This is a genomic window from Microbacterium rhizomatis, from assembly GCF_008710745.1.
GTDB lineage: Bacteria > Actinomycetota > Actinomycetes > Actinomycetales > Microbacteriaceae > Microbacterium > Microbacterium rhizomatis.
The window spans coordinates 200,273-222,993 of the sequence record NZ_VYSA01000005.1 but is presented as its reverse complement, the minus strand read 5'-3'; the positions used below and the strand labels follow the sequence as shown (position 1 = coordinate 222,993).

17 protein-coding genes and 1 tRNA gene are annotated in these 22,721 nt (G+C 70.2%); 3 read left to right on the top strand and 15 right to left on the bottom strand.

What is annotated here, in order from left to right; translation table 11 throughout:
* Positions 1–5: 5 nt before the first annotated feature.
* The 10 genes from F6B43_RS18095 to F6B43_RS18050 form a co-directional block, all read right to left on the bottom strand.
* Positions 6–1,319, bottom strand: coding sequence for a D-arabinono-1,4-lactone oxidase (locus tag F6B43_RS18095; RefSeq protein ID WP_150450400.1), 1,314 nt, complete (start codon positions 1,317–1,319; stop codon positions 6–8).
* A complete protein-coding gene (locus tag F6B43_RS18090) occupies positions 1,316–2,551 on the bottom strand; it encodes an alanine racemase (RefSeq protein ID WP_150450399.1) in 1,236 nt (411 codons plus the stop codon). The genes F6B43_RS18095 and F6B43_RS18090 overlap by 4 nt, the downstream gene beginning before the upstream one ends.
* Before the next feature lie 292 nt (positions 2,552–2,843).
* Positions 2,844–2,917 (bottom strand) — tRNA-Leu (locus tag F6B43_RS18085).
* Positions 2,918–2,971: 54 nt separating this feature from the next.
* On the bottom strand, positions 2,972–4,411 hold the full coding sequence (locus F6B43_RS18080) for an NAD(P)/FAD-dependent oxidoreductase (protein WP_150450398.1): 1,440 nt from the start codon (positions 4,409–4,411) through the stop codon (positions 2,972–2,974).
* A gap of 22 nt (positions 4,412–4,433) precedes the next feature.
* Positions 4,434–5,759: a S8 family serine peptidase gene (locus F6B43_RS18075; protein ID WP_150450397.1), complete on the bottom strand. Its 1,326-nt coding sequence runs from the start codon at positions 5,757–5,759 to the stop codon at positions 4,434–4,436.
* Entirely contained in the window at positions 5,756–6,274 is a 519-nt protein-coding gene (locus tag F6B43_RS18070; protein WP_150450396.1) for a DUF501 domain-containing protein, read from the bottom strand. The genes F6B43_RS18075 and F6B43_RS18070 overlap by 4 nt, the downstream gene beginning before the upstream one ends.
* A gap of 73 nt (positions 6,275–6,347) precedes the next feature.
* A complete protein-coding gene (locus F6B43_RS18065) occupies positions 6,348–6,806 on the bottom strand; it encodes an FtsB family cell division protein (protein WP_246160044.1) in 459 nt (152 codons plus the stop codon).
* Positions 6,807–6,916: 110 nt separating this feature from the next.
* Positions 6,917–8,197: a phosphopyruvate hydratase gene (gene eno, locus F6B43_RS18060; protein WP_150450395.1), complete on the bottom strand. Its 1,281-nt coding sequence runs from the start codon at positions 8,195–8,197 to the stop codon at positions 6,917–6,919.
* A 113-nt stretch (positions 8,198–8,310) separates the two neighbouring features.
* Positions 8,311–9,024, bottom strand: coding sequence for an O-methyltransferase (locus F6B43_RS18055; protein ID WP_150450394.1), 714 nt, complete (start codon positions 9,022–9,024; stop codon positions 8,311–8,313).
* A gap of 63 nt (positions 9,025–9,087) precedes the next feature.
* Positions 9,088–9,891 carry an SGNH/GDSL hydrolase family protein gene (locus F6B43_RS18050; RefSeq protein WP_150450393.1) on the bottom strand — a complete coding sequence of 268 codons (804 nt, stop codon included), beginning with the start codon at positions 9,889–9,891 and terminating at the stop codon, positions 9,088–9,090.
* A gap of 72 nt (positions 9,892–9,963) precedes the next feature.
* On the opposite strand from F6B43_RS18050, the gene F6B43_RS18045 reads away from it, so the two are divergent.
* The gene (locus F6B43_RS18045) at positions 9,964–11,217 is read left to right on the top strand and encodes an APC family permease (protein WP_211368203.1); all 1,254 of its coding nucleotides are present in this window, start codon (positions 9,964–9,966) and stop codon (positions 11,215–11,217) included.
* 7 nt (positions 11,218–11,224) lie between these two features.
* On the opposite strand, the gene hisS is transcribed toward F6B43_RS18045, so the two are convergent.
* The 3 genes from hisS to F6B43_RS18030 form a co-directional block, all read right to left on the bottom strand.
* Positions 11,225–12,490, bottom strand: a complete 1,266-nt coding sequence (hisS, locus tag F6B43_RS18040; RefSeq protein WP_246160048.1) for a histidine--tRNA ligase — start codon at positions 12,488–12,490, stop codon at positions 11,225–11,227.
* Positions 12,491–12,670: 180 nt separating this feature from the next.
* Entirely contained in the window at positions 12,671–13,327 is a 657-nt protein-coding gene (locus F6B43_RS18035) for a nucleoside triphosphate pyrophosphohydrolase (protein WP_150450390.1), read from the bottom strand.
* A complete protein-coding gene (locus F6B43_RS18030; protein ID WP_150450389.1) occupies positions 13,324–14,517 on the bottom strand; it encodes a Na+/H+ antiporter NhaA in 1,194 nt (397 codons plus the stop codon). Before F6B43_RS18030 ends, F6B43_RS18035 begins: the two co-directional genes overlap by 4 nt.
* A 172-nt stretch (positions 14,518–14,689) precedes the next feature.
* Between F6B43_RS18030 and F6B43_RS18025 the strand changes: the two genes are divergently transcribed.
* Positions 14,690–17,371: a phosphoenolpyruvate carboxylase gene (locus F6B43_RS18025; RefSeq protein ID WP_150450388.1), complete on the top strand. Its 2,682-nt coding sequence runs from the start codon at positions 14,690–14,692 to the stop codon at positions 17,369–17,371.
* A 28-nt stretch (positions 17,372–17,399) separates the two neighbouring features.
* Here F6B43_RS18025 and F6B43_RS18020 read toward each other — a convergent pair whose 3' ends face one another.
* Positions 17,400–17,999, bottom strand: coding sequence for a gamma carbonic anhydrase family protein (locus tag F6B43_RS18020; RefSeq protein ID WP_150450387.1), 600 nt, complete (start codon positions 17,997–17,999; stop codon positions 17,400–17,402).
* A gap of 138 nt (positions 18,000–18,137) precedes the next feature.
* On the bottom strand, positions 18,138–21,761 hold the full coding sequence (mfd, locus tag F6B43_RS18015; protein WP_170285736.1) for a transcription-repair coupling factor: 3,624 nt from the start codon (positions 21,759–21,761) through the stop codon (positions 18,138–18,140).
* Between the two features lie 79 nt (positions 21,762–21,840).
* Here mfd and F6B43_RS18010 point away from each other — a divergent pair, with 79 nt between their 5' ends.
* Positions 21,841–22,659 (top strand): hypothetical protein, encoded by an 819-nt coding sequence (locus F6B43_RS18010; protein WP_150450386.1) that lies wholly within the window; start codon positions 21,841–21,843, stop codon positions 22,657–22,659.
* Positions 22,660–22,721 lie beyond the last annotated feature (62 nt).

Below are 22,721 nucleotides of genomic sequence, written 5' to 3'. Positions count from 1 at the left end.
AGCCGTTACTCACCGAGGACGCGCTCGAGGTAGCGATTCTGGAATGAGCGGTCCGGGTCGAGCCGGTCGCGGAGAGCGGTGAAGTCGTCGAACCTCGGATAGCGCTGGCGGAGTGTCGCAGCATCCAGGGTGTGCATCTTGCCCCAGTGCGGCCGGCCCCCGAACGAGAGCATGATCTCTTCGACAGCCTCGAAGTACTCGGTGGGGTCTTCGCGCCAGTACCGGTGGACGGCGATGTACCCCGACGCCCTGCCGTGCGCGGTCGACAGCCAGAGGTCGTCGGCCGCGGCGAAACGCACCTCGACGGGGAAGGAGATGCGCCAGCCGCGCGCATCGATGAGGGCGCGCATCGCCTCGAACGCGGGTCGGACGTTCTCGGCGGGAAGCGCGTACTCCATCTCGCGGAAACGCACGGTGCGGCTCTGGGTGAGCACGCGTGTCGAGACCTCGGAGTACTCACGGTCGCCCGTGAGCCTGACCGCGAGGCGCGAGAACGGCGGGACGATGCCGGGAGCGGCCGTGCCGGCGGCGCACACGACGCGGTACACGCCGTTCGAGAGCAGCGACTCGTCGATCCATCTGCCGACGCGCGGAAGAGGCTCGCGCGGAGTGCTGGCGGGCAGGCGGGTGTTCGTCTTGGTGAGTGCGACGTCGGTGTGCGGGAACCAGTAGAACTCGAAGTGATCGGATGCCGCGACCCGGGCATCGAGCGTCGCCAGCACCTCGTCGAGCGGTTCGGGGTGCTCCACCGCGCGCAGCACGAACTGCGCAACGCACTGGATCGTGACCTCGACGAGGATGCCGAGGGCTCCGAGGCCGAGGGCGAGCGCCGGAAGCAGGTCAGCGTTCTCCTCGTCGCCGACGGTCAGGAGCTCGCCGGATGCGGTAACCACCGTCACGCCGACGATCTGGGTCGCGATGCCGCCGAACGCCGCGCCGGTGCCGTGCGTGCCCGTCGAGATCGCCCCCGCGATCGACTGGCGATCGATGTCGCCGAGATTCTGCATCGCGAGGCCGTACGGCGCGAGGAGGGCGGGGATCTGGTGCAGACGCGTGCCCGCCAGGAGCCGCACACGGCTGCGCGCCAGGTCGACATCGACCAGTCCCGCGAGATCGTCGAGCTCGAGGAGCACCCCAGGGGCGACCGCGATGCCCGTGAAGCTGTGTCCGGCACCGACGGCCTTGATGCGCATGCCGCGGCGTGCAGCAGCCTCGACGGCGCGCTGCACGGCCGCGACGCTCGCGGGGTACTCGACCCGCTGCGGGCGCACGGATTCGGAGCGGCCCCAGTTCTGCCACTTTCCCCCCGGACGCGTCACAGGAACGCCTTGCCTTCACCCCGGTACGTGGGGGCCGCACCCACGACTCGATCACCGTCGACGAGCTGGTACGTGTCGACACGCTCGGCGAGCTCGCCGCTCTTCGAGTGGCGGAACCACACCCTGTCGCCCACCTTCAGCCCCCGCGCCGACGCGCCCTGCAGCGGAGTCTGCACCTCTCCGGCGCCCTCGCGCCCGAGGGTCTTCAAGCCCGGCGGCCAGACCGGAAGAGGCTGGCGCGACGCGACAGGAGGCCCGGAGGCGATCCAGCCGCCGCCGAGCACCGTGGCGATGTCGTCGGTGGGCTTGCGCACGACCTCCAGCGCGAAGGCGGCCGCCGGGGCGAGGTCGAAAGCCCGGTAGCCGTCGAACAGGTGCCCGGCGAGCAGCCCGCTGCCGGCCGTGATCTCGGTGACCGCCTGATCGGATGCCGTCAGCTCGAGCGAACCGGTTCCGCCGCCGTTGACGAACTCGAGGGGCGCGATGTCGCGGAGCGCCGCGACGATGGCCGCGCGGCGAGCGAGGAGCTCGAGACCGGAGCGCCGCTGCATCCAGCGCACCATCCCGTCTCCCGAGCCGGTCGCGTCGCCCTGCCCGGCGATCTGCGCTTCGTACATCATGAGGCCCACGAGTCGGAAGCCCGGTCGCGCGGCGATGCCGCGCGCGAGGGCGGCGACCTCGGCGGGATCGTGCACCGGCGACCGGCGCACACCGATGTGGCCGAGACCGGGGGCGCGCCACGATGCGTCGGCGTCGATCGCCAGCCGGATCACTTCGCGGCGGGCGGGTGCCACCACGGCGTCGACGATGTCGAGCTGAGCGAGGTCGTCGACCATCAGCGTGATGCGCTGGGCCGCGACCGCGTCACCCGCGAGCCGCGCGATCGCGGCGCGATCCACGCTCGGGTAACCGAGTACGACGTCTTCGTGCGTCTGGGCGAGCCACAGCGCCTCCGGCAGCGTGAAGGCCAGGATTCCGCTGTAGCCCGGCAGTGCGAGCGTCGCGTCTATGATCTCTCGCGCCCGGACGGACTTGCTGGCGACGCGGATGGGGACGCCGCTCGCTCGTACGGACATGTCGAGGGCGTTGTAGCGCAGTGCCGGCAGGTTGATCGCGGCGACCGGACCCGACAGGTGGGCGACCGCGGCGGTCATGTCGTGCCAGTACGCGAGGGGGTCGGTCCACGGTGTCGTGGCTGGCGTCGCCGAAGCGCGGAGAAGATCGAGGCTCATCGTTGCCCCGGTGCATGTGCACACATGGACCTCAGCCTACGACGGCTGACCGCCAGCGATGGTGGAGGACTCAGGAGTTGCACCTGCGAGGCGCCTAAATTGCGCGTCCCCCGTACCGCCACATCTTATGCGTCGTCGAATCGATGACGCCACCTCAAGGATGCCGCATCCGGCAGGGGGTCCGCCGAACCGCCCCTTTTCTACCCACCCACCCCCTGCGTAGCGCTCGCAAGGGGCCGGTTGGGCGGGATAGGGGCGGGTGGGCGTGGGAAGCGTGATCATGCAGGGGCAGTACCCCCGGTGGGATTCGAACCCACACTCGGGCGATTTTAAGTCGCCTGCCTCTGCCGGTTGGGCTACGGGGGCGAGCTCCGCCGGGCGCGCCGGGGGCTCCGCCCTCAGACTAGCCGCGACCGAGGCTCAGCCCGCGGCGACCTTCGCGGGCGCAGGTGCGGCCGAAGGCGCCGGCGCATCGGCCTTCGGCGCGGCGGCCTCGACCGGTTGTGCCGGCCGGGGCCGAGCGGCGAACTCCTCGAAGACGTAGCGCGGGTTCTGGACCGCCTCGAGGTTCACCAGGTCGCGACCGAGCCAGAAGTTGTTCCACCAGCCCCAGATGACGCGCCACTTGCGCTCCCACGAGGGCATCGCCAGACCGTGGTAGCCGCGGTGCGCGAACCAGGCGATCAGTCCCTTGAGCGCGAGGTTGCCGGACTGGAAGACACCGTTGTAGAGACCGAGACCCGCGACCGCGCCCATGTTCTTGTGGAAGTAGTCGCGGGGTACCTCGCCACGGAGCACCGCGATGAGGTTCTTCGCGAGGAGCTTCGCCTGGCGCACCGCATGCTGCGCATTCGGGACGCAGTAGCCGCCGACTCCGCCACCTGACAGGTCGGGCACCGCCGAGACGTCGCCGGCAGCCCATGCGCCCTCGACGAACTCTTCGGCAGTGCCGACGCGCAGGTCGGCGCGCGTGCGGATGCGGCCGCGCTCTTCGACAGGAAGGTCACCACCACGTACGACCGTCGGGTTGGCCATGACGCCAGCCGTCCAGATGATGAGATCGGTCGGGATGACCTCGCCGGTCGACAGCTCGACGTTGCCGTCCACCGCACCGGTGAGCTGCGTGTCGAGGTGCACGAAGGCGCCACGCTTGGCGAGATCCTTCAGCACCCACTCGCTCGTCTTCAGCGACACCTCGGGCATGATCCGGCCCATGGCCTCGACGAGGTGGAAGTGGGTGTCGTCGAACGTGATCTGCGGGTAGCTCTTGACCAGCGACGACGCGAGGGAACGCAGCTCGGCGAACACCTCGATGCCGGCGAATCCGCCGCCGACGACGACGACGGTGAGGAGGCGATCGCGGTCAGGACCCGGAGGGAGGGTCGAGGCCTTGTCGAAGTTCGACATGAGGCGGTCGCGGATGGCAACGGCCTCTTCGATCGTCTTGAGGCCGATCGCGTTGTCAGCGATGCCCGGGATCGGGAAGGTACGCGACACAGCGCCCGCGGTGACGACGATCTGGTCGTACTGGAGCTCGTACGGCTCGCCCGCGATCGGTGTGATGGTGGCGGTCTTGTCTGCGTGACGGATGCCGGTGACCTTCGCCGCGACGACCGTCGTCTTCTTCAGGTGACGGCGAAGAGCGACGACGGAGTGCCGCGCCTCGATGGAGCCGGCCGCGACCTCGGGAAGGAACGGCTGGTAGGTCATGTAGGGAAGCGGGTCGACGATCGTGACCTCGGCCTCACCCTTGCGGAGGAGCTTCTCGAGCTTCCATGCGGTGTAGAAACCCGCGTAACCGCCACCCACGATCAGGATCCGGGGTGCGGAGGTGACGGAGCTTGGGACGTTGCTTGTCACGATGGGGAGATCTCCTTGCGGGTCATGGGCTCGGCCCGCGGGGAGCGCGGGCCGATCTGACGCGTCGGACAGCAGCAGTGACGCCGAGCGCCACCAGTATAGCGGTGAGGGTCACCCCGAAGAGCGGCAGCGACCCGTACAGCAACGTCTCGGTCGAGGGCGTGAGAGCCGAGCCCGGGCGCGTCACCGAATCGGCGTTCGGGAGCGGCGCGACCGTCACCGGCCCGACGGTCGGTTCGGGTGCGGGCTGCACCTCCGCCCGGCGGTAGAGCCGGATCCAGTCGCGCAGGCTGCCCATCGGATTGGTCGCCACGGCCGGGATGCTCGCGTTCACGGCGGTCGCAGCATCCACGAGTCCGTACCCGTAGAGCGGGTCGGGTACCGCCGTCGCGCCTGTGGCGGGCTTGGCCGTGCGGATGATCTGGTTGATGACGCTGTTGGCGTCCATCTCGGGATGCGCGGACCGCACCAGTGCGGCGATCCCCGCAACGATCGGGGCGGCGCCGCTGGTGCCGTTCCACTGCACCAGCTTGCCGTCGGCAGATACGCCGATGAGGCTTTCGCTGGGCGCGGAGACGCCGATCGTGATGCCCTGCGTGGACGCCTCGACGCTCGCCTTGCCCTGACGATCCACGCCCGCGACGGTCAGCACACCCGGGATCGTCGCCGGGGCACCGACGCGGTTGGTGCCGCTCCCGCGGTTTCCCGCCGCGGCGATGACGACGACATCGTGATCGTAGGCGTACAGGAACGCGCTGTCCCAGCTCGGATCCCAGTCGGGCGTGTTCGTGGTGAGCGAGAGATTGATCACTTTCGCCCCGTGATCCACCGCCCAGCGCATCGCGTCGGCGATCTGCGACGTGAACGGCACCTTCGCCGCCGTCCCGAACCCGACCGAGATCGACAGCAGTTCGGCCTCGGGGGCGACACCGATCATCCCCGCATCCGGCCCCGTGCCGCGCCCGGCCGCGAGCGAGGCGACCCAGCTGCCGTGATTCGCGTCGACCGCACCCACGGGGGTCCGTCCGTCCGCAGAACCGGTGCCCGAGACGTCGGTCCCGCCGACGACGGCGCCGTCGAACTCGACAGGGCCCCTCCCGATTCCGGTGTCGATGATCGCGATCCGCACACCGGCGCCTTTGCTGGTCGCCCACGCGCTGCGGACGCCGTAGGCGTCGAGCCAGTACTCGGCCTCGCGGACCGGATCATCCGTCGTGCGGACGGCGGTCGTGGATGCCGGGGCCGCCGCCCCACCGGTCGGTGGCGCCGCGGTCGCACCGGTCAGGAGCGCCGCAACGACTCCGATGGCGACGAGCGCAGCGCCCGCTCGAGCGGGGTCCCTCGTCATCCCGCCACCCCGGGTTCGACGCAGACGCAGCGCGACGCAGACCAGGTGGAGCGGGCGAGCGCCAGGTCGCCGATCGGGTTGACACCCGGACCCGCGGCGAGTGAGTGTGCGGCGAGCGCATGAAGGCATTTCACCCTCGTGGGCATGCCTCCCGCCGAGATGCCCTCGATCTCGGCGACCTCGCCGAACAGGGCACGGTCGCGAAGATACGACTCGTGGGCACGGGCGTACGCCTCGGCGATCTCAGGGTCCTCCGCGAGCTGGTCCGACAGCTCCTTCATGATGTGGTCGGCTTCGAGCACCGACATCGCCGAGGTCGCCGCAGGATGCGTCAGGTAGTAGAAGGTCGGAAACGGCGTCCCGTCGGGCAGGCGAGGAACCGTCGCCACGACCGTCGGATTTCCGCACACGCATCGCGACGCCACGCCGACCACCCCCCGCGCGGGCCGCCCGAGCTGTGCACGCAGCACGGCGAGGTCGGCGTCAGTCACGGGCGCGAACGGCGGAGTGGTCACTCCGCCAGGCTACCGGCGACGGCTGGACCCCATCTGGACGCGCGACACGAACGACGCGCTCGCAGATCGGCGGTCACCCCGACGGGGCGGGCGAGGGATCGAGGATGCCGATGGTCGGCGCCTTCACCGTCTGAGCCACTCCAGCCTCGGTGACCGAGCGCACGAGCTGGGCCATCCAGTCGGTCCGAGTCTGTTCGACCGTGCTGCTGACGGGAGCGGCGTCCTGAGGGACCTGCGACGCGGCGAGGTCATTGTCGACCAGGTAGACGACTTCGCCCGGCTTCACGTAATAGAGGCGCTCCCGTGCCTGGGTCGTGATGTACGCCGGATCCTTCCAGCGGTCGCGCTGCAATTGCAGCGCGGCGATATCTGCCTGGCTGACCTCGACCGCCTGCGTCAGCGCCGTGATCTGCTGGCGCTGGTCGAGGTAGGTGCCGATCGTCGGGACCAGGACGAAGGCGGCGAGGACCACCAGGCCCATCATGATCGCCATGAAGCCCGACAGGCGGATGCCGCCGAGCCAGCCTCGCACGTCGACGGGACGACGGGGAGGTCGCCGAGAAGGTGACGGGGATGGTGCGCGCTGCGCACGCTGAGGGGGAGCCGTCTTCCTCGCCACGGCTCCCCCTCTTCGTCGTCCTGCTAAGCCTTGAACCTCGGGAACGCCCCGCGACCTGCGAAGACCGCAGCGTCGCCGAGCTCCTCCTCGATGCGCAGAAGCTGATTGTATTTCGCGACGCGCTCGCTGCGGGCAGGCGCACCGGTCTTGATCTGACCCGCGTTCACCGCGACCGCCAGATCGGCGATCGTGGTGTCTTCGGTCTCGCCCGAACGGTGCGAGAGCATCGACCGGTAGCCGTTCTGGGTGGCGAGCGAGATCGCGTCGAGGGTCTCGGACAGGGTGCCGATCTGGTTGACCTTGACGAGCAGGGCGTTGGCGACGCCGAGGTCGATGCCGCGCTGCAGGCGGGTGGGGTTGGTCACGAACAGGTCGTCCCCGACGAGCTGCACCTTCGTGCCGAGGGCGTCGGTGAGCGCTTTCCATGCGTCCCAGTCGTCCTCCGCCAGCGCATCCTCGATCGTGACGATCGGGTAGTTGGCGACGAGGTCGGCGAAGTAGTCGGTCAGCTGATCGGCTGACCACGACTTGCCCTCGACGGTGTACACGCCGTTGTCGAAGAACTCGGTGGCCGCGACGTCGAGCCCCACGGCGATCTCCGAACCGGGGGTGAAGCCCGCCTTCTCGATGGCCTTCATCAGGAAGTCGAGACCCTCACGGTTGCTGGGCAGGTCCGGCGCGAACCCGCCCTCGTCGCCCAGGCCCGTCGCGAAGCCCGCGCTCTTCAGCTCGCCCTTCAGGACGTGGTAGACCTCGGTGCCCCAGCGGAGCGACTCCGAGAAGGTCTCGGCGCCGATCGGCGCCAGGAAGTACTCCTGGAAGTCGATGCCGTTGTCGGCGTGCGATCCGCCGTTGATGACGTTGAAGAGCGGCACGGGCAGCACGTGCGCGTTCGGGCCGCCGAGGTAGCGGAAGAGGGGAAGATCGGCGCTGTCGGCAGCGGCCTTCGCGACAGCGAGGCTCACCCCCAGGATGGCGTTCGCGCCGACGCGCTTCTTGTTCTCGGTGCCGTCGACCTCGATGAGGATCTCGTCCACGATGCGCTGCTCGCTCGCCTCGACGCCCTCGAGGGCGGGGCCGAGCTCGTCGACGACGGCGTCGACGGCCTTCAGGACGCCCTTTCCGCCGTAGCGGGTCTTGTCGCCGTCGCGCAGCTCGTAGGCCTCGAAGGCACCGGTGGATGCGCCGGAGGGGACGGCGGCCCGCTGCACGATTCCATCGTCCAGGAGCACCTCCACTTCGACGGTCGGGTTTCCACGCGAATCCAAGATCTCGCGCGCGTTGACAGCCTCGATAAGTGCCACAGGGGACTCCTTGTGTGGTGGAGGGTGGATCGGGAGCGTCGTCGGTCCGCCGTCAGTCTATCGACGCGGATGCCTCGTCACAGGGCGGGCGGATGCTGCGGCCGCGACAGCGTTCAACGACCGCCCGCGGTGGCGGCAGCATCCGTGACGATCGCGATCGCGACGCCGTCCCAGCCTTTGAGGTCGAGGGTCTGGAGGGCCGTCGCATCGAACCGCGGATCGCGTGCGAGCATCTCGAGCCCGCGCTGGGTGCCGATGACGTGGGACGCGGTCGTCGCGGGGTTGGCGACCTCTCCCCCTCGACCGATGTTGTCGACGACGACGACGGTGCCCGGCCGGCCCAGGCGCGCCGCCCAGTCGAGGTAGACGGTGTTCGATTCCTTGTCGGCATCGATGAACACCAGATCGAACGGCGCGATCGCTCCATCGCGGATCGGCTGTTCCAGGGTGGGGAGCACATGCTCTCCGCGGCCGATCCGGATCTCGACCTTCGCTCCGACCCCGGCGTTGTCGACGTTCTGCCGGGCGATCGCGGCGATCGCCGGCTCGGCCTCGATCGTCACGACGTGCCCGTCGTCGGGGATGCCGCGCGCCAGCCAGATCGTCGAGTAGGCGCCGAGCGTCCCGATCTCCAGCACCCTGCGAGCCCCCGAGATGCGTGCAAGGAGATTCAGGAGCTTGCCCGACACCGGCGAGACCTCGATCGCCGGGAGCCCGGCGGCGTTCTGCGCGTGCACGGCCGCGTCGAGGGCATCGTCGTGGCCGACCAGGGTGTCGGTGAGGTATGCGTCGACGCGACGCCAGGCGTCAGGATGAGGGTCGGTCATATCCCCAGCAAACCGGCCGGCCCGCTCCGCGTCAATGCGTCCCGCCTCGTCGCGCGGCACCGCTCAGCGAGGTCGCCGCTCGATCGCCGCAGCGACGGCGGGGAGCAGTGCTTCCGCCGTCCGCCGGTAACCCAGGGCACTCGGGTGGAAGCGGTCGAGGCTGAACATCTCGTCGGGATGGGAGATGAACACGGCACCGACGGCACGGCGGAGGTCGACCGGGTGAGCGCCGGCGCGCAGGGCCGCCTCGGCCTGCGCCGCGGCGAGCTGCCGCGAGAGGCGGGCGCCGAGCGATCGCAGCGGCTGGGGCACAGGGCGCAGTGCGCCCAGATCGGGGCACGTCCCCACCACGACGGCCGCGCTGCGCTTCTGCAGACGGCCGATCGCGCGTTCGAGGTGTGCGATCGAGGTCGATACCGGGATCCGGTGCGTGATGTCGTTGCCGCCCACCACGATCACGGCGACATCGGGGCGGTAGTCGGCGGGAAGGGCATCGAGCTGCGCGCCGAGCATCGAGGTCTCCGACCCGACGACGGCCGCCGTGCGCAGACGCACCGGCCGATGCGTGCGCTTTGCGAGGCCCTTCGCGAGACGGCCACCCAACGTGTCTTTGCGACGATCGGCCCCGAGGCCCGCCGCGATCGAGTCACCGACCATGAGCAGCTCGATGGGCTCGCCCTCGTGCGTGCGGCTCCACACCCTGTCGGCAAACGGCGCCTGCTCGCCCAGCGGTTTGCCGATGCGCCGTCGGGCTATCGCGGCCTGGCGCCGCAGGATCGATCCCGCGGCCAGCGCAGCGATCCCGACGGCGGCAGCCGCTGCTGCACCGCCCACGGTGAAGCGGACGGCGACGCTCGAGCGGGACATGGCTCGATTGCATCGCTCCGGGGTGAACATCGCACGACGAACCGGTGACGGATGCGTTCATCTTCCGGCGGTATGGTGCCCGTCGTGACCTCCCCCGCCCTGCAGCGCCGCCTCGGCCTCGGCGACGCCGTCTTCATCGGCCTGGGGTCGATGGTCGGCGCGGGGGTCTTCGCGGTGTGGGGGCCGGCGACTCAAGCGGCCGGTGGGTGGCTCCTGCTCGGGCTCGCGATCGCCGCGCTCGTCGCGTACTGCAATGCCACCGCGTCGGGCCAGCTGGCCGCGGCCCACCCGACGTCGGGGGGCACGTACGCGTACGGGCGTGCCGAGCTCGGCGAGTGGTGGGGCTTTGTCGCCGGCTGGTGCTTCATCATCGGCAAGCTCGCCAGCTGCGCGGCCATGGCCCTGATCTTCGCGGCCTATGCCGCCCCGCCCGGGTGGGAGCGCCCGGTCGGGATCCTGGCCGTTGCCGCACTGGTGGGCGTCAACCTGCTGGGCGTGACCCGCACGGCACAGCTCACCCGCGTGATCGTCGTCGTCGCCCTCGTCGGCCTGGCCCTGGTCGTGGCGGGCGGCATCTCGATCGCAGGCTCTGCCCACCCTGCCGGGCTGGCCATGGGCTCTCCCTACGGCGTCCTGCAATCGGCCGGGCTGCTCTTCTTCGCGTTCGCGGGCTACGCGCGCATCGCGACCATGGGTGAGGAGGTGAAGGATCCGCGCCGCACCATTCCCCGCGCGATCGTGCTCGCGTTCGTCTGCGCCGTGGTGATCTACACGGTCGTGGGGGCCGTCGTGCTCACCACGCTCGGTGCGGCGACGGCGACCTCGGCCGCACCGCTCGCCGACGTCGTCGACGCAGCCGGATGGACATGGGCGCTGCCGATCGTCAGGATCTCAGCGGCGGCCGCATCCCTCGGCGCTCTTCTCGCCCTCATCGCCGGCATCGGACGCACGAGCCTGGCGATGGCGCGCGAGGGCGATCTGCCCCGCTTCCTCTCGGCGGTGCATCCGCGCTCGCACGTCCCGCACCGTGCCGAGCTGGCGACGGGCATCATCGTCATCGCGGCCGTCGCCCTGGTCGATCTCCGCGGCGTGATCGGCTTCTCGTCGTTCGGCGTCCTGCTCTACTACCTCGTCGCGAACCTCGCGGCGTTCCGCCAGGGAGGTGAGGTGCGCCGCTACCCGCGCGTCCTCCAGGTGGCCGGAGCGATCGGATGCCTCGTCCTCGCGTTCTCGCTGCCGTGGCAGAGCGCCGTGGCGGGCGTGGCCGTCGTCCTGGTCGGGATCGTCGTGCGCGCCGCACGCCTTCACTTCACGCGAGCGGCTTGACCTCACTTCACGCGAGCGGCTTGACCTCGAGCTCAGCGCGCGTCGTGTCGGTTCTGACGGCCGCGAACGAGGTGAACCCGTCGGACATCGCCCGCTCGAGGAGCGCCTTCAGGTTCTTGGGGCGCCGCTCCAACCTCACCCGGATACCCTCCGACACGAGCTGGCTCTTCAGCGCCAGCAGGTCGCCGAGAGCGACGTCGGCGTCGTGGATGAGGACGACGGATGCCGCAGCATCCGCCTCGCTCGTCTCGAGCAGGTCGACGAGGCGTTCGAACCCGATCGAGAAGCCGACGGCCGGAACGTCCGTGCCGAGGAACCGCCCGATCATGCCGTCGTACCGGCCGCCGCCGCCGAGTGAATACGGCACCGACGGGTGGGCCAGCTCGAAGATCGTGCCCGTGTAGTACCCCATCCCCCGCACGAGGAACGGGTCGAACACCAGGGGCGGCCCGTCGGGAACCGCGGCGGGCTGCGTCGCGGCGACCGCCTCACCGATCGCGACGAGGTCGGCGATGACGTCGTCGGGCACGCCGTCGGGGAGGGCATTGCGGATCTGGCGCTCGCCGAACGGGAGGTGCTCGAGCGCCTGAGGGCGATTCATGAACGCCTCGAACGCGTCCACCGCAGCCGTCTGAACCCCGCGTTCGCGCAGCTCGCCGACGATTCCGGCCGGGCCGATCTTGTCGAGCTTGTCGATCGTGATGAGCACACCGGGCCGTTCGGCCGCGGCGAAGCCGAACGCGTCGAGCATCGCATCGAGGGCGCGCCGGTCGTTGATCCGCACGGTCGCATTCTCGAGCCCGAGGGCGCCCACGGCGTCGAGCGTGGCGACGATGAGCTCAGCCTCTGCGCGGGTCGAGGCGTCCCCGATGATGTCGATGTCGCACTGCACGAACTGGCGGTAGCGGCCCTTCTGGGGGCGCTCGGCCCGCCAGACGGGCGCGGCCTGGACGGAGCGGAACACGCCGGGCAGCTCGGCGCGGTGACTCGCGTAGAACCTCGCGAGCGGCACGGTGAGGTCGTACCTCAGCCCGAGGTCTGCGAGCGCTGCGGGGTCAGCGGCCGCTTCGCGCACGGCGTCTGCGTCGAGGCCGCGCCGCAGCACGTTGTAGGCGAGCTTCTCGTTGTCGCCGCCGATGCCGGCGTGAAGGCGGTCGTAGTCCTCCATGACGGGCGTCTCGATCTCGTCGAAGCCGTGCGCACGATAGCGATCGCGGATGATGCTCAGCACCCGCTCGCGGCGGGCCTTCTCGGCGGGGAGGAAGTCGCGCATGCCGCGCGGCGGGTTCACGGATGCCACCTGTCCATCCTCTCAGTTCGCTCCGGCCGGCGCGGAACCGGTGTGTGTGCCGACGGTCCGGGTCGCACGAGTACAGGAAGACTCATCAGCGCAGGCCGATTCGCCGCCGAAACGTCCTGCCTCCGAGCGTTCTCCTGCAGCCGTGCGGCGGACTCAGGGTGTCTCTGCGCTGCGGATCTCACCCTCGAGGCCGCGCACGCGCTCGCGCAGGGCGCGCTCGGCGTCCCACCCGTGCGTGCGAGCCGTGGCGACGAGCGCCAGCAGGGCATCGCCCAGCTCGGCCTCTGACGCAGGATCCTGCGGCTTCGCGGATGCGGCAACCCCCACCTGGGCCGCCTTGCCGAGCATCTTCTGCGCGAGCGCGAGCGACGGCATGTGCTCCGACACCCCGTCGAGCACGCTCGTGCGGTCGTGCTTCTCGGCCGCCTTCGCGGCGTTCCACAGCACGAGCACCTGTTCGGGCGTGGTGGCGACGGCATCGCCGAAGACGTGGGGATGCCGGCGCACCATCTTCTCCGTCAGCCCGCGGGCGACGTCGTCGATGTCGAACGGATCCGACTCGTCGCGCGACGCGATCTCGGCGTGGAAGAGCACCTGCCAGAGCAGGTCGCCGAGCTCTTCGCGGAGCTCGGCACGGTCGCCGGTCTCGACCGCGTCGATCAGTTCGGCGCTCTCCTCGACGAGGTAGGGCACGAGCGCACGATGATCGATCTGCTGCGTCCACACGCATCGATCGCGCACCTGCTGCATCGCTCGGGCGGCGCCGCGCAGCGGATCGATGTCCGCGCGCAGCGGATCGATGTCGGTCATGCCCTTCCCTCCTGTGCGGCGCCCGACGTCGTCACGGCGGGTGCCCGATTCTCCAGAGCGCGGTGGTGACGCGCGCGCCACGAGACGAGGACTCCCGCGAGCACGACGGAGGCGACCGAACCGCCGATCACGCCGAGGACCGCCTCATCCCGCACGAGCCGGTCGCCCGCGAAAGCCAGCTCGGACAGCAGCAGCGACACCGTGAAACCGATACCGCCGAGGGCGCCCGCGGCCAGCAGATCACCGAGCGCGATCCTGGTGTTCGCCGCACCGGCGATGACACGCTGGCCGATCCAGCCGGCGCCCGCGATGCCGATGAGCTTGCCCACCGGAAGCGCGATGAGGATGCCCCAGAACGCCGGCGACAGCCCCGACTCCCCCACGGAGGGGATCGGCACGAGGGCCGCGGAGAACGCGAAGACGGGCAGGATCACCCCGTTGATCCAGGGCTCGATCGCATGCCGCACCCGGAGCGCCGGCGACTGGGCCATGGCCAGTCCCAGTGCCACACCGGCGATCGTCGCGTGCACGCCCGACGCCAGGACCAGCACCCAGGTCGCGCCGGCGAGCACCACGAGCAGGGGGATGATGATCGCGCGAGCGCGGGTGTCGAGCATCCTGCTCAGGATCGCGAACGCGATGACGGCGATGACCGCCATCGCGAGGAGGCCGAAGTTCACATCGGTCGCGAAGAGGACCGCGATGAAGATGATGCCGACGATGTCGTCGAGGATGGCGAGGGCGAGAAGGAAGACGCGCACCGCAGGCGGCAGCCCGCGGCCGAAGACCGCGAGCACGCCGAGCGCGAAGGCGATGTCGGTGGCGGTGGGGATCGGCCATCCCGACTCCAGACCGCTGCCTGCCGTGATCGCGAGATAGATCGCGATCGGAACGATCACTCCCCCCGCGGCCGCGATGGCCGGCTGTACGGCTTTGCGAAAGCTGCGCAGCTCGCCGCGGGTGAGTTCGAACTGCAACTCGATCGACACCGAGAAGAAGAAGACCGCGAGCAGGCCGTCAGAGACCCAATGCGCGAGCGAGAGGTCGACTGCCGTGCCCGCGACCCCGACATGCAACTGCATGAAGCCGATGACGTCGGCACCGATCGGCGTGTTCGCCACGACGATGCCCGCGATGGCCGCGATAAGCAGCAGAAGAGCGGGAAATCGGGCCGAGCGCAGCAATGTCATGTGTCCTCCGTCGCGTCTGAGGCGATCGCTTCGGATCGCGCCGCCGACCAGACTTCCCGGCACACCAGGCGCGCACGAGGTTGCGCAGCACCGGATTCGATCCTAGCGACGGGCGCCATCGCGGCGGGTAACACGTCACTTCCGTGAAACACCGCGGCGATACCGTTGAACCATGCGCGAACTCACCCAGACCGAAGCGATCGACCTCGTCGGAAGGTTCGAAGCCGGCCAGGAGATTCCGGAGCAGATGCGCGCCGATGTACGGATGCTGGGCTCGCTGCTCGGTCGTGTGCTGCGGGAGAGCGGCTCTCCCGGCCTGTTCGACGACGTCGAGCGGCTGCGCACCGCGACGATCCAGGCCTACACGGACGAGACTCCCGAAGCGTTCGAGCGAGCCGCGCACATCGCCGACTCGCTCTCGATCCATCGGGCGGACGAGGTCGCACGCGCATTCACGTGCTACTTCCACCTCGTCAATCTCGCGGAGGAGCATCAGCGCGTCCGGGTCCTGCGGGAGCGCGACGGCCGGCCCGACCGCGAGTCGGCGGGCGACTCGGTCGCGGCGGCGTTCGTGCGCCTCGCCGCCGAGGTGGGCGATGACACGGCGCTGAAGAACCTGCGGGCTCTGCGCTTTCATCCCGTCTTCACCGCGCACCCGACCGAAGCGCGCCGCAAGGCCGTCTCGGCCAGCATCCGACGGCTCTCCGTGCTGTTGGAGGAGCACGACGCGTCGCTGCGCTCAGGTGCAGACGAGCGCCGTGCGCAGCGGCGGATGATCGAAGAGATCGACACCCTCTGGCGGACGGCACCCCTCCGCAGCGAGAAGCCCTCGCCGACCGACGAGGTGCGCGCCGTGATGGCGGTCTTCGACGACACCCTCTACACCGCGGTGCCGCACGTGTACCGCCGCGTGGACGATGCGCTCCAGGGACCGGCTGCGGGCGGCCGCGCCCCGATCGTGCAGCCGTTCGTGCGGGTCGGATCATGGGTCGGCGGGGATCGCGACGGCAACCCGTTCGTCACGGCATCCGTCACCCGCAAGGCGGCCGCGATCGCGAGCGAGCACGTGCTGCTGGGGCTCGAGCGAACCGCCAATCGGGTCGGTCGCGGGCTGACGCTGGATGCGTCGACCACTCCCCCGAGCGAGGCGCTGACGGCGCTATGGCAGCGCCTCAGGGCGGCAGACGAAGACGCCGCCACCGAGATCGCCAAGAGGTCGCCGGACGAACCCCACCGGCGCATCCTCCTTCTGCTCGCGCGCAAGATCGCGGCCACACTCGCCCGAAACGCCGACCTCGGGTATGCCGACCCCGAAGACCTTCTGGCCGATCTGCGCATCGTTCAGGACTCGCTGGTGCGAGCCGGGGCCGCTCGTCAGGCCTACGGGCATCTGCAGCAGCTCATCTGGCAGGTCGAGACGTATGGGTTCCACCTCACCGAGCTGGAGGTCCGTCAGCATTCCGCCGTGCACGCGAAGGTGCTGGCCGAACTGGAAGAGCTCGACCGCAATGGCGGAGGGGAACGCAGCGAGCTCGCTGAAGAGGTGCTCGACGTCTTCCGCGCCGTGGGCTTCATCCAGAAGCGCTTCGGCCCGCGCGCAGCGGGTCGCTACATCGTCTCCTTCACGCAATCGGCCGACGACCTCGCGAACGTCCACAGGCTCGCCCGCTACGCCGCCGGCCCCGACGGCGTCCCGCCGGTGCTGGATGTCATCCCGCTGTTCGAGACCTTCGCCGACCTGCAGGCCGGACCGCGGATCCTCGCCGAGATCGTCGAGCACCCCGAGTTCGCCGCGCGCCTGGATGCCACCGGCCGGCGCCTCGAAGTCATGCTCGGGTACTCGGACTCGTCGAAGGACGTGGGGCCTGTTGCCGCGAACCTCGCCCTGTATGAGGCGCAGGCCGCGATCGCCGCCTGGGCGGACCAGAACAAGATCGAGCTCACCCTCTTCCATGGTCGCGGCGGTGCGCTCGGGCGCGGCGGTGGACCCGCCAATTCGGCGATCCTCGCCCAGCCTCCGCACTCCGTGGACGGGCGCTTCAAGCTCACCGAGCAGGGCGAGGTGATCTTCGCCCGATACGGCGATCCCGCCATCGCGATGCGTCACATCGACCAGGTCGCCGCGGCGGTGCTGCTGGCGTCAGCCCCATCGATCGAAGAGCGCAACAGCGACGCCGCGGAGCGGTACGCCGACGTCGCCGCGGCGATGGACACGGCATCCCGCGAACGCTTCTTCTCGCTCGTCAAAGCGCCCGGCTTCGCCTCCTGGTTCGCCCGCGTCACCCCGATGGAAGAGGTGGGCCTGCTCGCGCTCGGGTCGCGCCCCGCGCGACGCGGCCTCTCGGTCGAGTCGCTCGAAGACCTCCGCGCCATCCCCTGGGTGTTCGCGTGGACGCAGGCCCGTATCAATCTCGCGGGCTGGTTCGGGCTCGGGACGGCACTGGATGCTGTCGGCGACCCGGAGCGCCTCACCCGCGCCTACTCGGACTGGCCCCTGTTCCGGACGATGATCGACAACGTCGCGATGAGCCTGGCGAAGGCCGACGCGCGGATCGCGCGACGGTACCTCGACCTCGGCGATCGCGATGACCTCGCCGACCTCGTGATGAATGAGATGGAGCTGACCCGATCCTGGGTCATCCGCGTGACCGGCGGCGGAGAGGTACTCGACAACAAGCCGGTGCTGCAGCGCGCCGTCAAGATGCGCAGCCCCTACGTCGACGCGCTGTCGCTGCTCCAGCTGCGGGCTCTGCGTGCGCTGCGAGACGAGTCCGGCGCGGGCGATCCGGAGCAGCAGCGGCTGCTGCTCCTGTCGGTGAGCGGCGTCGCCGCGGGCCTGCAGAACACCGGGTGAGCTGGGGCGGCCGGTCTTGCTCGAAGGGTCAGTCGAGCGCTCGGTCGTCGGCGTGCCGCGCGAGGCTGCGCCCGTAGCGCTCGGTGAGCTGCACCATGAGGTCGGGCGTCTCGCGGTCGAGGCCGAAGACGTAGCCGGGAAAATCGAGCTCTTTCTGCGCGGCCCAGATCTCGTCGTGCCGATCCGATGAAAGCAGCTGGACGGGGTCGCCGACGGCCACCCAGCCGATCGGGACCACGGTCTCGGGCGCGAGATGGGTCCGCAGGTGCACGACGGCGTTGATGCGGACTTCGCAGCGGTCGCCGATACGTGCGCCGTTGAACACCCGCGTGCCGGTGGCGAGGAAGACTTCGTCGCCGATCGTCGCACCTGACACGCTCGCCATCGGACCCACGAGCGTGTGATCGCCGATGTGCACGGGGTTGGCGGTCGTCGCACGGATGAGTGCATTCTCCATGACGATGACGTTGGAGCCGAGCGTGATCGCGCCGCCCTCGGCCGTGATCACCGCACCGTGCAGCACCTGACAGTCGGCACCGATCATGACGTCGCCGCTGATCACGGCCGTCGGAGCGATCACCGCGCCGGGATGAATGCGGGGCTGCGCCCCGAGGTGCTCGAACCGCATGGATCCTCCTCGATCACCCACAGCGTACTGCGCGGCCTCGGATGCGCCGGGCACGTCCGCCAGAACGCCCCCGCCCACCCCGTGCCCGCCACCTGGCGGACATGAGCAGCGCGGGCGGCGCCCGGGCTGCGACAGGGCTCAGACCTCGGGTACGGCGACCACGGGAGCCGGCGGCGGCGCCGGGAACAGCTGGTCGAGCAGCTGCGACACCCAGGCGATGAGCGCGGCGTCCTCCACAGCATCCCCTCCCTGCGTCGGAAGCGGCAGGACGAGCGCGTCTCCGCCGGCGAGGAGCTTCGCCTTCGGATACAGGCGCTGCAGGCGCACGCGCAGCGAGTCGGGAAGATGCGCGGGTGCGATCCGGAGGTTCGGACCCATCGCGACGACGTCGGCCAGCCCCGCGACGGCGGCGCGGCGGCGCAGCCGCGCGACGGCGAGCAGACCCTCGACCTCTCGCGGCGGCTCGCCGTAGCGGTCGCGCAGCTCGTCGGTCACGAGGTCGATCGCGTCGTCCTTCGCGGTGGCGGATGCCGCGGCCGAGAGTTTCTGGTAAGCCTCGAGCCGCAGGCGCTCGCTGTCGATGTACTCCTCGGGGATCCGCGCATCGACCGGCAGCTCCAGGCGCAGCTCGGTCTGGGTCTCCACCTCGTCGCCGCGGAAGGCCGAGACGGCCTCGCCGATCATCCGCAGGTACAGGTCGAAGCCGACGCCCGCGATGTGGCCGGCCTGCTCGGCCCCCAGCATGTTGCCGGCCCCACGGATCTCGAGGTCTTTCAGGGCCACCTGCATGCCGCTGCCGAGGTCGTTGTTGACGGCGATCGTCTCGAGGCGGTCGGCGGCGAGCTCGGAGAGGGGTTTGACCTCGTCGTAGAGGAAGTATGCGTACGCGCGCTCTCGGGCACGGCCCACGCGTCCGCGCAGCTGGTGCAGCTGCGAGAGCCCGTACTTGTCGGCCCGGTCGATGATGATCGTGTTCGCGTTGGAGATGTCGAGACCCGTCTCGATGATCGTCGTCGACACGAGCACGTCGGCGCGGCGCTCCCAGAAGTCGTCGACGACGTTCTCGAGCGCATGCTCGCCCATCTGGCCGTGCGCGACGGCGATGCGCGCCTCGGGCACGAGCTCGGCGAGCTCTGCCGCGACGCGCTGGATCGACTGGACGCGATTGTGCACGTAGAACACCTGCCCCTCGCGCAGCAGCTCACGACGGATCGCCGCGGCCACCTGCTTGTCGTTGCGAGGGCCCACATACGTGAGGATCGGATGCCGGTCTTCGGGCGGGGTCTGCAGCGTCGACATCTCGCGGATGCCCGTGACGGCCATCTCGAGGGTGCGCGGGATGGGCGTCGCACTCATCGCGAGGATGTCGACATTGGTCTTGAGCTTCTTCAGCGCGTCTTTGTGCTCGACGCCGAACCGCTGCTCCTCGTCGATGATCAGAAGACCGAGGTCTTTGAAGATGACCTTCTCGGTGAGGATGCGGTGCGTTCCGATCACCATGTCGACGGTGCCGTCGGTGAGGCCGGCGAGCGTCGCCTTCGCCTCCTTGTCGGTCTGGAAGCGCGAGAGCGACCTGACCTGCACCGGGAACCCGGCGAACCGCTCGGTGAAGGTCTCGACGTGCTGCTTGACCAGAAGGGTGGTGGGTACGAGCATCGCGACCTGCTTGCCGTCCTGGATGGCTTTGAACGCGGCGCGCACAGCGACCTCGGTCTTCCCGAAGCCGACGTCGCCCGACAGCAGCCGGTCCATCGGGATCGGCTTCTCCATGTCGGCCTTGATCTCGTCGATCGTCTGCAGCTGGTCGGGCGTCTCGGCGAACGGGAACGCCTCTTCGAGCTCGCGCTGCCAGGGCGTGTCGGGCCCGAACGCGTGCCCCTTGGCGGCCATCCGCGCGGAGTAGAGCTTCACGAGCTCGACCGCGATGTCGCGCACGGCCCTGCGGGCGCGCCCCTTGGCCTGCGCCCAGTCGCTCCCACCCATCTTCGACAGGGTCGGCGCCTCTCCTCCGACATAGCGTGAGAGCAGGTCGAGCTGGTCGGTCGGCACGAACAGCTTGTCGCCGGGGTACCCGCGCTTCGACGGCGCGTATTCGAGTACCAGGTACTCGCGGATCGTCTTGACCGCGTTCCGGCCGCCGCTGGAGACCTCGCGCTGGGTGAGCTCGACGAACTTGCCGATGCCGTGCGTGGAGTGCACGACGAAGTCGCCGGTCTTCAACTGCAGCGGATCGACTACGTTGCGACGACGGGAGGCGAGCTTCTTGATGACGCGGGAGTCGCCGCCGATCGTGCGGCCGTAGAACTCGGTCTCGGTGAGGACGGCGAGCTTCGCGTCGGCGACCTCGAAGCCGCGCTCGAGCGTCGAGACCACGATGTGGGCCACCCCGGGCTCGGGCGGTGTCAGCACCGAATCGACGACCCGCGCCGCGATACCGCGCTCGGCCAGCACTGCCTGCGCGCGTTCGACCAGACCGACCCCCGAGGCGGCGACGATGACGCTCCACCCCTCGGCCAGGAGCGTGCCGATGTGGGCCGTCGCGCCGTCGACGTTGCCCTGGAAGGACGGCACGCCCATGCCTGGCACACGCACCGCCGCAGAGGCTTGGAGCGCGACGTCGATGTCTGCGTCGAGGAGGCCTTCGGCCGCGGCATCCGCCGCACCGGAATCGAACCCGCTCAGGGTCCACCACACGTCGCCGCGCGCCTCGGCGGCTTCGCGGAGCACCGGGAGGGTGACGAAGTCGCCCGCACCGAGGTCGACCGGCGTCTGCGCACCGGACGTCGCCGCGCTCCATGCCGCCTCGAGGAACTCGCGGTTGGTATCGCTCAGCGTGACGGCCCTCGTGACGGCGCGCTCCGGATCGATGAGGGCTACGGCGGTGCCCTCCGGCAGGTAGTCCACGAGCGTGACCACCCGGTCGACCAGGGCCGGGGTGAGGGATTCCATGCCCTCGACCGGGATGCCCTCCGCCATCTTCTCGAGCATGCCGCGGATGCCGGGGAAGTCGCCTTTGAGCCGTTCGGCGCGTGCGCGCACCGCCTCGGTGAGGAGGAGCTCGCGGCTCGCGTCGAGCAGGACGTTCGCGACTTCTTCGGGAAGCGAGCGCTGATCCGCGACGGAGAACGGCCGGATCTGCTCGACCTCGTCGCCGAAGAACTCGATGCGATACGGGTGGTCGGCGATCGGTGGGAAAACGTCGAGGATGCCGCCCCGCACCGCGAACTCACCCCGTCGCGACACCATGTCGACACGGTGGTAGGCGAGTTCCACGAGCCGCTCGATGACCGCGCCCAGGTCGTGCCCGCGGCCACCGACGGTCAGCGAGACCGGCGCCAGATCGATGAGGCCCGCGGCCAGCGGCTGGAGAGCGGCGCGCACCGATGCCGTGACGACCATCGGGACAGTCCCGTCGGATGCGGCGATCGCGCGCAGAACGGCAAGTCGCTGCCCCACGGTCTCGGGGCTGGGGCTGAGCCGCTCGTGCGGAAGGGTCTCCCACGCCGGGAACTGCATGACCTTCGCCCCCGGAAGGACCGCGGACAGCGCGGGGCCCAGTGCTTCGGCGCGCCGGCCGGTCGGAGCGATGACCAGGAGGACGCCACCACGACCCGCGGCGCGCCGGCGCTCCAGCAGCGCAGCGAGAAGCGGCGCATCCAGCCCGTCGACGAGGGAGAAATCGGCGTCCGCGGCGGCGGCGGACACGGCGTCCTGAAAGGACTCGGCCCGCTCGAGGGCGCGCACGATCCCGGGAACTGTCACCGGAAGAGTCTACGGGCGCCCGCCGACACCCCGCCGCGATCCGCGGTGCGCGAAACGCCCGCATCCCTAGGATGAGAGCGTGAGCGAGCCAGAGCAGCGCCATCCGACCTACGGTCCCCCGCCCGCGGCCGCATTCGACCAGCCGTCGGGCCCCCCGGCTCCGTTGCCCCCCGGAGCGGCAGAGCCGCTCGCACCCGGCCCGGCCCAGCCGCAGGGCTACCCCGCACCACAGGGCTACCCGACCGCGCCACAGGGCTACCCGACCGCGCCACTCCCCCCGGGAGCGCCATACCCGGTCGCCGCTGGCCCGGGCGAGCCGCAGGGCTACCCCGCACCACAGGGCTACCCGACCGCGCCACAGGGCTACCCGACCGCGCCACAGGGCTACCCGACCGCGCCACAGGGCTACCCGACCGCGCCATATGGATACCCGGCGCCCGCAGAACCCCAGGCTTTTGCCGCCCCCTACGCCGCGCCGGCAGCCGGCTCCCTGCCCACTCCCCCGGGGCCGCGCGGTTCGGCACTCGGGGTCGGTGCCCTCATCGCCGCCATCGTCGCTTTCGTTCTCGCGCCGATGCTCGCCGCGATCGCCGGCTACAGCATCGGCGTAGGTGTCGGGCATGAGGTGGCCATGCGGCCGAGCTCCGCCGACTTCGACCTGAGCCTGCTGAGTCCTGTCCGGGGCTGGGTGCTCACGGGCGAGATCGCGTTCTGGGTGGGCACCGTGCTGGGCGTCTGGGCCCTCGTGCAGGGCATCATCGCGCTCGTGAAGAATCGCGGGCGCGGAGCGGCGATCGCTGCGGTGATCATCGCCGTCCTCGGGCCCGTCGCCTTCGGCGTCGCCCTGAACATCGCCGTGGTGGCGGGCATCGGCGCCGGGGCGACGCTCGGCAACTGAGCCCCGGTCCCGCACCGCGCGGCGCCCGCGTCGGATGATTCGCCGAACGTCGGAGGATTTCC

Coding starts and splice junctions, on each gene's coding strand:
- F6B43_RS18090 (WP_150450399.1), bottom strand. CDS start 2,551: ATGAGCCTCGATCTTCTCCGCGCTTCGGCGACGCCAGCCACGACACCG.
- F6B43_RS18075 (WP_150450397.1), bottom strand. CDS start 5,759: ATGACGAGGGACCCCGCTCGAGCGGGCGCTGCGCTCGTCGCCATCGGA.
- F6B43_RS18055 (WP_150450394.1), bottom strand. CDS start 9,024: ATGACCGACCCTCATCCTGACGCCTGGCGTCGCGTCGACGCATACCTC.
- F6B43_RS18050 (WP_150450393.1), bottom strand. CDS start 9,891: ATGTCCCGCTCGAGCGTCGCCGTCCGCTTCACCGTGGGCGGTGCAGCA.
- F6B43_RS18045 (WP_211368203.1), top strand. CDS start 9,964: ATGGTGCCCGTCGTGACCTCCCCCGCCCTGCAGCGCCGCCTCGGCCTC.
- hisS (WP_246160048.1), bottom strand. CDS start 12,490: ATGCGCGACTTCCTCCCCGCCGAGAAGGCCCGCCGCGAGCGGGTGCTG.
- F6B43_RS18035 (WP_150450390.1), bottom strand. CDS start 13,327: ATGACCGACATCGATCCGCTGCGCGCGGACATCGATCCGCTGCGCGGC.
- F6B43_RS18030 (WP_150450389.1), bottom strand. CDS start 14,517: ATGACATTGCTGCGCTCGGCCCGATTTCCCGCTCTTCTGCTGCTTATC.
- F6B43_RS18025 (WP_150450388.1), top strand. CDS start 14,690: ATGCGCGAACTCACCCAGACCGAAGCGATCGACCTCGTCGGAAGGTTC.
- F6B43_RS18020 (WP_150450387.1), bottom strand. CDS start 17,999: ATGCGGTTCGAGCACCTCGGGGCGCAGCCCCGCATTCATCCCGGCGCG.